Genomic DNA, 11,532 nt, shown 5'->3' on the forward strand with positions numbered 1-11,532 from the left:
GCTCATACTCCCCTAACCTTGCCTGCGTGTTGGTCCTGAGTGCAAGTCAAAGCCTCTTGTTTTGTACCATGCGGCACATCTGGTAAGGCATACACTGGCAATACCAGTTCAAAACACGCACCCGCTAACGCGTTCGCGAATTGTGGATCTTCCGTATAATTGGCCTGATTTACATAACGTATTTGCCCTTGATGGCTATGAAACACAGCCTGGACCACCGCCAAGCCTAACCCCGTGCCACCGGCCTTACGACTAAAAAAAGGCTCAAAAATATGTGCTTGAATATCTGCTGCTATGCCAGGTCCGTTGTCACTAAATCTTAATAGCAGTTGATTATTGTTGGTGTGGCCTTGCTCAAGATGGATGCAGGCGTGGTGTCCAACCGCTTGTAAACTGTTTTGCAATAAATTAAGCAAAGCTTCGACCAGACTATTTTTATTCCCTAATAGCTGCAGCTGTGGCGTATGCAGCGTAATGGTTAAGCTCGCCTGATGCTGCAGCAATAGCGCTTCACTTCGACTTACCCATTCATCACATAAGGCTTGCAAGCTAAGGACGTCGACTGCTTGCGCCGTTCCCGAGCGAGCAAATAACAGCATATCGTTTACCTGTTGCTCAAGATCGTTAAGCCTAGCAATAAGTTTCTGCTGAAAGCTCGCGCGAGCGTCTGTTGTAAGCTTGGGGCTGTTGAGATTTTCAGCATACAGTAACGCTGAAGATAACGGCGTGCGGATCTGATGCGCTAACGTTGCCATCATTTTACCCAAGGTGGATAAACGTTGAAGATGACTGATGCGGTGTTGTAATTCTCGTGTCTCAGTTAAATCGGTCAGCACAATAACTTGCCCTGCCTGAGATAATTGCCCCGCCTGAGGTGATAATGCGCTAATGGCAATTTTAAGACGTCGGCCATCTGCCAACGACACTTCTAACCCATCATCACTGCGTGGTCTAAAACAGCGCGTGATCACCGCTAACCAGCGCTGGCCTAGCAAGGGCTCACCTAACATGGTGATCGCAACTTGGTTCGCCTCAACCACCACACCTTTACTATCAAGTAAAATAACCCCCGATGGTAAACAATGTAAAATATGGTGTAGACGTGAAGCGTCCGAGTTATTGCTTGCCAGATCACGCAGCGCAGCAGAAGACGAAACCAACGGCGCTGTGTTCGTTAGCGGTAAAGACCGATGATAAGAGGTCTGCTCGCTCAAAAGGGGGGCGACGGCAACCGTCATCAGCTTGCTCCTACATAACCTAACAGATAATAAGCTAGGTTATGCAGAGAGCATGCCAGTGTTAAACGATTAATTTACAACATTTTTTTCAGTCAAAAAAATGACTCTTGTATTTTTTGTATGCTTGTTTTTTATATCTTAATACTGCTATTGTTAATTTTTTATCAAATCAATAAAGACTAAAATGACACTTGATAATGTTACTAATCAGCTCAAAGCGTTTTTTATTCCAGCAACTAATCCGCTTTACGACACAAGAGGACGTGATATTAGTGAGCTTGGTAAAACATGGATAACCTTATTTAAGCAAACTATAAGCACCGATGAATTGGTTTCCAGTATTATTAGTCAATTCAGAGATTATGGTCCTTATGCATTACTCTACGCATATTCTTTATTGCTAAAAGCCGGAACACAATCCATCAATATTTCAGAGTTATATGACGATATTTTAGGTATGCGATTGTCTGCAAATGAAAAGTTTTTCATCTACTATCAGCTTAAATCTATCAACTTTCAGGGAATCAACAGCACAGCCTCGGGAAAAAGCATTACGCTATACCAGCAAATCATTACTGAGTTTAACAACCAACTTAAAGCAAAAATTAACTACATACCTGCAACTGAACGAAATGAAGATGTAATTGTGGTGTTCACTGCTCAGTTTCTTGGCCTAAATCATGCTCCAACTAAAACAGCGTTAGACCGGATAAGAGTCTTAAAAAGTATTGCTAGCAAAGAAGTTATTTTGATTAACACCTGCGATTTATTACCAAAAGCAGGCGCTTTACCTTGGTTTGACATGGCGTTAGCAAATAGAGCTGATATTGAACAGCAAACAATGGAATATCAAGGAGCCAAATTTAAGTATGCGCAATGCTCTGATACAATGCCTAATGTACATGAAATGACAATGCTTATTGATGTAATTAATACCCTAAAACCTAGCTTTACTATTAGTATTGGCGAAAATTTGTTGGCTGATATCAGCAGTCAAATTGTTCCTAATGCGGTTATATCAACAGTATTTAGTAGCTTGTCATACTCCCCAAGTCAATTTAGAGTTATTGGACGCAAAGTATCTGAATTAGAGAAAAATAACTTGAGCAAATATGGTTTATCTGCTGATAGTGTAATAGAAAGCACTTTTACATTTGATTTTAAACCACAAAAAAACATTTTTAGCAGATCATCCCTTAGATTACCTGAGAATAAGCTCTTGATAACCTTGATTGGCGGTAGATTAACAACTGAATTCTCAGAGAGTTTTTTACAAGAGTTATTACCGCTATGTGATCAAGGGATCCATTTTGTTACCGTTGGATATTTTGATACTTATACCCAACTTTGTGACAAATACCCTCGTTTTCAACAAAACTCAAGTCATTTGGGCTTCCAAGACGACGTTCTAGCCGTCCTCGAAACATGCGACCTATTCCTTAACCCGCCAAGAGCGGGAGGAGGAAGTTCCGCAGCTGAAGCCTTATTCAAAGGGAAACCGGTTATCACTCTTAATATGGGTGATGTTGCAACAACAGCTGGACAGGCATTTATAGTTAATAATATGCATGAATTGCGCGAAAAAATTATTAAATATAAAAACGATAAAAATTTTTATCTGGAGCAATCACAAATAGCCAAGGATAGAGCTAAAGTGCTTATGAACAGTGACATGGCATTTTCCGATGTTTTACAACAAATAAACCTACATCATTTTTTTGATTACCCATGGCAGCTATACAAGCAGATGTAACAAAATAACCAGCTAGGCAGTAAAAAATTTACTGCCTAATCATCTTTGCCCAGATTATACTTACGCATTTTTTCTACTAGGGTGGTACGTCTTAAACCCAGGATCTCAGCGGCACGGGCGACAATAAAATCATGTCGTTCCAGCGCTTGAGAAATAAACCGGATCTCCAGCTCAGCCAGAAATTCTTTTAAGTCCAAGCCATCATGTGGTAAGTCATGCAAGATACTCTGCACCGCAAAACTAGTTTCTAACGAAATGGGACTGGTTGCAGCAACCCTTTCTTCATTAGCGTCATCATCATTATCATCGGTTTGAAACAAGGCATTTAATAAATCGCGTTCTTGTAATGCTTCGGGATAGACAGGCTGATAACTCTCAACCTCAAGGTGTTGATACTTTTTAGGAAGCTCAGCAACATCAATCACTTGATCAGGATACATGATCACCATTCTTTCCAGTAAGTTACCTAATTCACGCACGTTACCTGGCCAAGAGTGCAATTTCAGGCTCTCTATAGCGCGCTCAGTAAACTTTACTTTAGCCTGATGCGACTGATATTGCCGATTCAACAATTCGTTAATCAGCAAAGGTAAATCTTCTGCACGTTCATGCAGAGCGGGGGTCTCAATAGGAAATACATTTAGCCGATAGTATAAATCTTCACGAAAACTGCCTTCGGCGATCATTGTTTCCAAATCACGATGCGTTGCCGCAATAATACGAACATCCGCTTTTAAGATTTGCGAACCGCCTACCCGTTCAAAGATGCGCTCTTGCAATACCCTTAATAGCTTTACCTGCATCGGTTGTGGCATATCACCTATTTCATCTAAAAACAGCGTCCCCCCTTGTGCCAGTTCAAAGCGCCCTTTACGGGTTGATATTGCCCCAGTAAAGGCGCCTTTTTCATGCCCAAATAATTCACTTTCTAATAACTCAGCTGGAATGGCACCGCAGTTAATGGGCACAAAAGGACCACTTGCGCGATGCGACAGCAAATGAATATTGCGGGCAACCACTTCTTTGCCCGTACCCGAAGGACCAAGCACTAATACATTGGCTTCCGTTCTGGCAACTTGCTGAATTAAAAAACGGATTTTTTGCATGGCTGGTGCTTGCCCCACCATGCCATCAAACTTAGCCTGATTGTCTAGTTTTTTATGGGTAGGCAATAAACGGTGATATTGCTGCGCATCACGCAACAATTGGGTCAGGCTAGCATAAGCAAAATGTTCACTTAATACCCCAATAACATTGGCATGCTCGAGCAAGAACGCCAAACTGTCGCTAATAACAATAAAGGCGCATGCCGGAAACTGGCGTATTAACATTGCAGGTTCAACCTGTTCAGTGGCCCCTAACAGGACCACAGACTCTGGATGCAATTGCAGTTTGTTTATGACTGTGTCAGGCGTAAGCAAATGATGTGCTTCACCAATAAAGCTTAATACAGTAGACAATCGCTCTCGGCGACCAGCCTGCATATCAACAATATAAAGATTGGGATTTTCTGACATTAGCACACAGATTATTAGTCTTCTTTCAATTCATTGTACAAGCTGTGCGCGCCCTTGCAAGGCAAAACGCTATTTTTTTGACGCCTTGTCAAAAAAATAGCGTTTGATTAAAATCTAAACCCTCTGATGTTTTAACAAGCGCAACCTATCTCGCACGAAGCATCAAGCTAGCTCAATAATGATAGCGCTTGCTCTGAGGTGACGCGGGCTTGCATCGCAACATTAATTGAGCTTTGCGCTAAGATACCGTTAGCCGCCCGCTCTGCACTCGCTTTAGCAAAATCTAAGTCTGCAATGCGTGAACGCGCTTCTGCGGTTGCCACTTGCTGTCCTGAAACTGCATTAGCTGTTCCTTGAAATGCATTAATGCTTGCGCCGATGTCCGCTTGAAACGCCCCGAGTTGCTCTGCCGTACTGCGAAGGGTCGCTAAATTATTGGCTTGATTAGCGGGCTGAGTGATATCAAGATTAAACAGATTCTGATCCGCCAAAACGGCGCTGAGATCAGTCGTTTGCAGTGCCACGCTACTTTCACCGGCATTAAAGGTGAGATTACTGTCAGTAAACAGCGCTTTGCCCGCAAACTCTGCACCCAGCCCTTGCTGAATATTAGCCAAATAACCATTTGCTTCAGTTTGCAGCGCTTGCCGATCGGCATCATTGTAAATGCCATTACCCGCCGCAATGGTTAAACGCTCTAGTTCCAGCACATTATCATTAATACCTTGTAACGCTTGATCATAGACGCGTGCAAAAGCGATACCGTCAGCCAGATTACGCTGCCCCTGCCCTTGCGCATTAAGGGTACTACTTAGCCGATTAGCAATTTGTAATCCTGCAGAATCGTCAGCGGCACTGTTAATGCGCTTACCCGTGGCTTGCTGCTGCGCCAGTTTTTGTTGTTGCTGCAGAACATTATTAAGGATATTGGTATTCGGTGTGTTAACTTTCATAGCCATTCTTCCTCAAATTAATTGGTTATAGTTTAGCCTGATCTGCAGATATACTCAATTTCCTGATTGTTTTAGCTAGCTGTTTTAGTCGCTAAACTCAGCACAGACTTGCATCAACAATTAAAGTAGTTAAACTTGAATAGTATGCGCCCTAAATGCTATCTGATTTTACTAGGTTTTCTTAAACGCTTACGCTAATCTCATATCACATATTGGGTGAATAATAATGACAATAACTCGGGTGGGCTGACACATGTTTGATGGTAAAACTATTCTGATCACCGGCGGCACAGGCTCCTTTGGTCATAAATATACCCAGACATTGCTGGCACGATACAAACCAAAAAAAATCATCATTTTTTCCCGTGACGAGCTCAAACAATATGAAATGCAGCAACGTTTTAATGAGCGATGCATGCGTTACTTTATTGGCGATGTAAGAGATCCTGAGCGGCTACGCCGTGCTATGCATGGTGTTGATTATGTTATTCATGCAGCAGCTCTCAAGCAAGTGCCTGCAGCCGAATATAACCCCACCGAATGCATTAAAACCAATATTAATGGCGCTGAAAATGTAATTAACGCCGCAATTGATTGTAACGTTGATAAAGTTATTGCGCTGTCCACCGACAAAGCCGCTAATCCGGTGAATCTGTATGGTGCAACCAAACTGGCATCCGATAAACTTTTTGTAGCGGCCAATAATATGGTAGGCAGCAGCCGGCCACGATTTTCGGTAGTGCGCTATGGTAATGTTGTGGGCTCACGCGGTTCAGTTGTACCCTACTTTGAACAATTAATTAATCAAAATGCTGGGCATTTGCCTATTACTCACGAGCAGATGACACGATTTTGGATCACCTTGCAACAGGGTGTCGATTTTGTTTTAAAGAACTTTGAACGGATGCTTGGCGGTGAGATTTTTGTGCCTAAAATACCTTCCATTCGTATTACCGATTTAGCTCAAGCCATGGCACCTCAGTTACCCATTAAAATTGTTGGCATCCGCCCAGGTGAAAAATTACATGAAATGATGTGCCCCGGCGATATGTCGTTTCATACCTTCGAATTCGCTGACCACTTTGTTATTGCACCCGCCATTAAATTTTTTAATCGCAGTAATGATTTTACAACTAACGCTTTAGGTGAACAGGGGCATTTAGTTGCACAGGGGTTTGAGTATGTCTCTAATACAAATACACATTTTTTAAACATTGACGAAATTCGTCAATGTAACCACGTGGCGACGTTATGATACCCTATGGCAAGCAGCTATTAGATGCCGCGGATCTGGCTGCAGTTCAGCAGGTATTAAACTCTAATTGGCTTACCCAAGGCCCGAAAGTACCTGAATTTGAGCAAGCGATTTTACTAAAATGCCAAGCTCAGTTTGCGATAGCCGTTAACAGTGCCACCTCCGCATTACATATCGCTTGTTTAGCGCTAGAGGTAGGCCCCGGCGATAGTGTTTGGACGTCCCCCAATTCCTTTGTGGCGTCAGCCAATTGCGCTCTATACTGCGGCGCAACGGTAGATTTTGTCGATATCGAGCTTGAAACTGGCAACCTGTCTATTCAGGCGCTAAGCGAAAAACTAATACTCGCAAAACAGACAAACTCTCTACCTAAGGTGCTTATACCGGTGCATTTTGCGGGTCAACCTTGCGATATGCCGGCTATCGCTGCGTTAGCCAAAGAATATGGCTTTAAAGTGATTGAAGACGCGTCACATGCTATTGGTGCTAGCTACCAAAACAAGCCAGTAGGCAATTGTTTTTATTCCGACATTTGCGTTTTTAGTTTTCACCCAGTTAAAATTATCACCTGCGGCGAAGGCGGTATAGCCACCACCAATAACGCCAAACTTGCCAGAAAAATGCAAATGCTGCGCAGCCATGGCATCACTTCAGAAGCCGAGGAATTAACCGAACCCAGCCATGGTGTTTGGTATTATCAGCAGCAAATGCTCGGTTTTAACTACCGCATGACTGATCTGCAAGCGGCGTTAGGTTTAAGTCAGTTAAGCAAATTGACTCATTTTGTTGCTGAACGTCATCTATTAGCAAAGTGGTATGATGATGCCTTTGCTGACAATAAAGGCATTTCCCCATTACAACAGCAACCCTATGCTTATAGCAGCTATCATCTTTATGTAGTCAGGCTGCTCAATCTGAATAAAACCCAGCATAAAGACTGTGTTCAGTTTCTTCGACAGCAAGGTATTGTCGGGCATTTACACTATATTCCCATCTATTTGCAGCCGTATTATCAGCAACTCGGCTTTAAAGCTGGCTATTGCCCACAAGCTGAGCTGTATTATCAACAGGCACTAACCATACCGCTGTTTCCGGGGTTAACAGCTAAGGAGCAACACAGTGTGGTTGATGCCCTGCAACACTTTTTAGAAAATACACAATGAATATTGCCATTATTCCTGCCCGTGGCGATAGTAAGCGCATACCTCGGAAAAATATCAAAGATTTTTGCGGTCAGCCGATGTTGGCTTATCCGATTAAGGCGGCACTACAAAGTGGCATTGTTGATAAAGTCGTGGTATCGACAGACGATCACGAAATAGCGGATATTGCCCGGCAATATGGTGCCCAAGTGCCGTTTATGCGCCAGCCAAACTTAGCCGATGATTATACAGGCACCAGTGCCGTGATCCGAGATGCTATACGCCAGTTACAGCAACTGGGTTGGGATCTAAAATACTGTGCTTGCTTATATGCCACAACCCCATTACTCAATGCCACAGTTATTCGCGACGGTTATCAGCAATTGCTGGCAAACACCGCTGATTATGTGTTTACCAGTGCCCGTTTCTCTTTTCCGATCCAACGAGCTTTACTACTGACTGAAAGGGGCGGCGTTATGCCGTTCGATGCTGCTAGCATAGGGAAACGCTCACAAGATTTAGCCCCCGCTTATCATGATGCGGGCCAGCTTTATTGGGCCAGCGCCGAGACTTGGCTAGACACCAATAAACAGGTCTTTGGTGACAACTCGCGAATGCAGGTATTACCCGATCATTTGGTCCAGGATATCGACACCTTGGACGACTGGCACCGGGCAGAACTGCTATATAAATTGCTACAGCAGGAACATGCCTGAGATGCAGGTACTGTTTCGAACCGATGCGTCTGTCACGCTTGGCAGCGGCCATGTAATGCGTTGCCTTACATTAGCTAAAGCACTTACGCAGCAAGGCGCTAATTGTCATTTTATCTGCCGCAAAATAAATGGCAATCTTATCGACTTTATCCGCCAACAGGGTTTTACCGTACTTGTATTGCCAGCACAGCTAACCTCAGAACAAGAAGACGCTCACCAGACTCTGGTGCAGCTTAAGCAGCCTTATCAGCTGTTAGTACTGGATCACTACGAACTTGGCTACGCCTTTTGCCAACTGTTACGCCAACGCTGTAAAACTGTACTGGTTATTGACGATTTAGCCAACCGTTCGCACGATTGTGACTTATTACTTGATCAGAATCTGCTGCCAAATGCCGATGCACGTTATACTGCTTTGGTGCCCCCAAATTGCAAACAGTTACTCGGTCCACACTATGCACTGCTGCGTGATGAGTTTTATCAGACCAGCGCCAGCAGACAACAAAATCATATACTGGTGAGCTTTGGTGGTAGCGATGAACACAATTTAACCGCTCTGGCAATAAACGCCATAAAGCAGCTAAAGCCCGAGCAAGTTACGGCCGATATAGTAATAGGGGAAAATAACCCATGGCGCATCGCGCTTGAAAAGCAGCTTGCCAGCTTACCTAATATGCAGTTACATGTGCAAAGCAAAAATATGGCAACACTGATGCAACGCGCGCAGTTGATGCTGGGTGCAGGCGGTGCGACCCATTGGGAAAGATGCATCAGTGCTCTGCCTGGTTTGGTCGTAACAATTGCCGAAAATCAACAGGCAACAACAGCTTATTTGGACAAACTGGGGGCATGTATTTGGTTGGGCAATGCCACTGAGCTCACTGAGGCATTGCTGATAGAAAAAATAAGTTACTATCTGAAAAAACCAGAATTGCTTCAAGCGGTTGCGACTGCAGCAAGCAGCGTAACCCCTGCAGGCGGTGGAGCCTTGGCTGTAGTAGAAGAGCTACTCGCGCTGCAATAAAAAATCATTAGGATTAACAATATGTCGGTAATCTTACTTGGCAACAAAAAAGTAGGTGCCAAAGAGGCACCCTTTATTATTGCTGAACTCTCGGGTAACCATGACCAATCGCTGGATAAGGCATTAGCAATGGTTGATGCTGCTGCCGCAGCTGGTGCAGATGCAATTAAATTGCAAACCTACACGGCAGATAGCATGACGCTGGCTATCCATGAGGGTGACTTCGTGATTCAAGATCCGAATAATTTGTGGCAGGGTAGATCGCTGCATAGTCTTTATCAACAGGCTATGACGCCCTGGGAATGGCATGCCCCCCTATTTAAACGCGCTCAATCGCACGATATGCTGGCATTTAGCACGCCTTTTGACGTTAACGCTATCGCTTTTTTAGAGCAGCTTAATGTGCCCTGCTACAAAATTGCCTCATTTGAAAACAGCGATCACGCTCTGCTGGCTGCAGTAGCTAAAACCGGTAAGCCTGTGATTATGTCTACCGGTATGGCAACACAAACCGAGCTGGCTGAATCGGTAGAGGTACTGCGTAAACACGGTTGCAATCAGCTTATCTTACTAAAATGCACCAGCCACTACCCGGCCGATCCGGTTGATGCCAATCTGGCGACAATCCCGCATTTAGCTCAGCTGTTTAACTGTCAGGTTGGTTTGTCTGACCATACTGCCGGTATCGGTGTAGCCGTTGCCAGTGTGGTGCTGGGCGCAACAGTAATTGAAAAACACTTTGTACTCGACAGAAGTGAAGGTGGTGTTGACGCCGAGTTTTCCCTTGAGCCCGATGAATTTTCCGCGCTGGTGCAGGAATGTAAGCGCGCTGCGGTAGCGCTGGGTAAAGTCACTTACGGCGGCACAGACAAAGAGCAGGCCTCGCGTAAATACCGCCGCTCATTATATGTTGCCGAAGATATGCAACCAGGTGACATTTTCACCCCGGCTAACTTACGTTCTGTGCGCCCCGGCTTGGGTCTGGAACCGAAATATCTGCCAATGTTGCTGGGTAAACCAATTAAAAAGGCGGCAGCCAAAGGCACCGCGATGAGCTGGGAGTATCTGTAGCGCTATGCTGACAGCAAAGCAGTATCCCGTCAGTCAGTTTCGCCCTCTAACTGAGGCCGACCTGGAGCTGGTATGGCAGTGGCGTAACCAACCGGATATCCGGCGCAATATGCACAATGACACGCCTATTAGCTGGCATGAACACCTGGCCTGGTTTGAAAAACTGCAGTCTGATTTAAGCCGTAACTTCTTTGTTTTTTATCAGAATGAACGGCCGATAGGCGTGCTTAACTTTAACCAGCACAGCAGCGGCGTGCTGGAATGGGGCTGCTATTTGGGTGAAACCAATGTCTGGCCAGGCTCAGGGCTGTTGCTGGAGATTGCCGCACTGGACTATGCGACAATGCAAAACGCACAGCACAGCCTATATGCTGAAGTACTGTCTTTTAACCAAAGCGTGCTAAAAATGCACCAGTTGTTTGGTTACCAGCCTTTACCCGACTTCCCGGGCAAACACAGAGATAATCAGCCTTATCAGGTAAAAGCGTTTCACTACCCGCTGGCCGACTGGCGTGCCAACCGCGACGCCGTATTAGCGCGTTTGCCAAAGCAAATTGCTGCAGCGGCCAGTTTTATTCAATTTACTCAGTAGCAGGTTTTAACGTGGAACTGGAACATACTATTCGCCAAACGCTGGATCAGGTTGCCATCATCGCAAACTGTCAATTGATTGATAACATCAACGATGACACGGTACTGCTGCAAAGCGGGCTCGACTCGCTGGGCTTCGCGATGCTGGTCGCGCAACTGGAAGAAGATTTAGGCATAGATCCGTTCAGCCAGATGCAAATAGCCGTTTATCCACGCACTTTTGCCGAATTTGTCGGCGTTTATCGCCAGACACTGGCAAACGGCAACTAAAA

11 protein-coding genes are annotated in these 11,532 nt (G+C 44.7%); 8 read left to right on the forward strand and 3 right to left on the reverse strand.

Annotated features, from left to right (window positions below; all coding sequences use genetic code 11):
- Positions 1 to 2: 2 nt before the first annotated feature.
- Positions 3 to 1,238 (reverse strand): sensor histidine kinase, encoded by a 1,236-nt coding sequence (locus IE070_RS09715; protein ID WP_189482895.1) that lies wholly within the window; start codon positions 1,236 to 1,238, stop codon positions 3 to 5.
- Between the two features lie 184 nt (positions 1,239 to 1,422).
- On the opposite strand from IE070_RS09715, the gene IE070_RS09720 reads away from it, so the two are divergent.
- Positions 1,423 to 2,991, forward strand: coding sequence for a glycosyltransferase (locus IE070_RS09720; RefSeq protein WP_189482897.1), 1,569 nt, complete (start codon positions 1,423 to 1,425; stop codon positions 2,989 to 2,991).
- Between the two features lie 35 nt (positions 2,992 to 3,026).
- On the opposite strand, the gene IE070_RS09725 is transcribed toward IE070_RS09720, so the two are convergent.
- Together IE070_RS09725 and IE070_RS09730 are read right to left on the reverse strand one after the other, a co-directional pair.
- Positions 3,027 to 4,508 carry a sigma-54 interaction domain-containing protein gene (locus IE070_RS09725; RefSeq protein WP_189482899.1) on the reverse strand — a complete coding sequence of 494 codons (1,482 nt, stop codon included), beginning with the start codon at positions 4,506 to 4,508 and terminating at the stop codon, positions 3,027 to 3,029.
- Between the two features lie 167 nt (positions 4,509 to 4,675).
- On the reverse strand, positions 4,676 to 5,461 hold the full coding sequence (locus IE070_RS09730) for a flagellin (protein ID WP_189482901.1): 786 nt from the start codon (positions 5,459 to 5,461) through the stop codon (positions 4,676 to 4,678).
- Positions 5,462 to 5,714: 253 nt separating this feature from the next.
- Here IE070_RS09730 and pseB point away from each other — a divergent pair, with 253 nt between their 5' ends.
- From pseB to IE070_RS09765, 7 genes are read left to right on the forward strand one after another with little or no spacing between them, the layout of a single operon-like run.
- Positions 5,715 to 6,716, forward strand: a complete 1,002-nt coding sequence (pseB, locus tag IE070_RS09735; RefSeq protein WP_189482910.1) for a UDP-N-acetylglucosamine 4,6-dehydratase (inverting) — start codon at positions 5,715 to 5,717, stop codon at positions 6,714 to 6,716.
- Positions 6,713 to 7,879, forward strand: coding sequence for a UDP-4-amino-4,6-dideoxy-N-acetyl-beta-L-altrosamine transaminase (gene pseC / locus IE070_RS09740; RefSeq protein ID WP_189482918.1), 1,167 nt, complete (start codon positions 6,713 to 6,715; stop codon positions 7,877 to 7,879). The genes pseB and pseC overlap by 4 nt, the downstream gene beginning before the upstream one ends.
- Positions 7,876 to 8,574, forward strand: coding sequence for a pseudaminic acid cytidylyltransferase (gene pseF, locus IE070_RS09745; RefSeq protein ID WP_189482920.1), 699 nt, complete (start codon positions 7,876 to 7,878; stop codon positions 8,572 to 8,574). The genes pseC and pseF overlap by 4 nt, the downstream gene beginning before the upstream one ends.
- Positions 8,567 to 9,598, forward strand: a complete 1,032-nt coding sequence (gene pseG / locus IE070_RS09750; protein ID WP_229797014.1) for a UDP-2,4-diacetamido-2,4,6-trideoxy-beta-L-altropyranose hydrolase — start codon at positions 8,567 to 8,569, stop codon at positions 9,596 to 9,598. Before pseF ends, pseG begins: the two co-directional genes overlap by 8 nt.
- Positions 9,599 to 9,619: 21 nt before the next feature.
- The gene (pseI, locus tag IE070_RS09755; protein ID WP_189482922.1) at positions 9,620 to 10,669 is read left to right on the forward strand and encodes a pseudaminic acid synthase; all 1,050 of its coding nucleotides are present in this window, start codon (positions 9,620 to 9,622) and stop codon (positions 10,667 to 10,669) included.
- A 4-nt stretch (positions 10,670 to 10,673) separates the two neighbouring features.
- Positions 10,674 to 11,261: a UDP-4-amino-4,6-dideoxy-N-acetyl-beta-L-altrosamine N-acetyltransferase gene (pseH, locus tag IE070_RS09760; RefSeq protein WP_189482924.1), complete on the forward strand. Its 588-nt coding sequence runs from the start codon at positions 10,674 to 10,676 to the stop codon at positions 11,259 to 11,261.
- A gap of 11 nt (positions 11,262 to 11,272) precedes the next feature.
- A complete protein-coding gene (locus tag IE070_RS09765) occupies positions 11,273 to 11,530 on the forward strand; it encodes a phosphopantetheine-binding protein (RefSeq protein ID WP_189482926.1) in 258 nt (85 codons plus the stop codon).
- Positions 11,531 to 11,532 lie beyond the last annotated feature (2 nt).

Origin of the sequence: Alishewanella tabrizica (genome assembly GCF_014652375.1) — a bacterium.
Classification (GTDB): Bacteria; Pseudomonadota; Gammaproteobacteria; order Enterobacterales; family Alteromonadaceae; genus Alishewanella; species Alishewanella tabrizica.

Excerpts from the sequence above, each read along its gene's own strand:
- IE070_RS09715 (WP_189482895.1), bottom strand. The coding sequence starts at position 1,238 with ATGACGGTTGCCGTCGCCCCCCTTTTGAGCGAGCAGACCTCTTATCAT.
- IE070_RS09720 (WP_189482897.1), top strand. The coding sequence starts at position 1,423 with ATGACACTTGATAATGTTACTAATCAGCTCAAAGCGTTTTTTATTCCA.
- IE070_RS09725 (WP_189482899.1), bottom strand. The coding sequence starts at position 4,508 with ATGTCAGAAAATCCCAATCTTTATATTGTTGATATGCAGGCTGGTCGC.
- IE070_RS09730 (WP_189482901.1), bottom strand. The coding sequence starts at position 5,461 with ATGAAAGTTAACACACCGAATACCAATATCCTTAATAATGTTCTGCAG.
- pseB (WP_189482910.1), top strand. The coding sequence starts at position 5,715 with ATGTTTGATGGTAAAACTATTCTGATCACCGGCGGCACAGGCTCCTTT.
- pseC (WP_189482918.1), top strand. The coding sequence starts at position 6,713 with ATGATACCCTATGGCAAGCAGCTATTAGATGCCGCGGATCTGGCTGCA.
- pseF (WP_189482920.1), top strand. The coding sequence starts at position 7,876 with ATGAATATTGCCATTATTCCTGCCCGTGGCGATAGTAAGCGCATACCT.
- pseG (WP_229797014.1), top strand. The coding sequence starts at position 8,567 with ATGCCTGAGATGCAGGTACTGTTTCGAACCGATGCGTCTGTCACGCTT.
- pseI (WP_189482922.1), top strand. The coding sequence starts at position 9,620 with ATGTCGGTAATCTTACTTGGCAACAAAAAAGTAGGTGCCAAAGAGGCA.
- pseH (WP_189482924.1), top strand. The coding sequence starts at position 10,674 with ATGCTGACAGCAAAGCAGTATCCCGTCAGTCAGTTTCGCCCTCTAACT.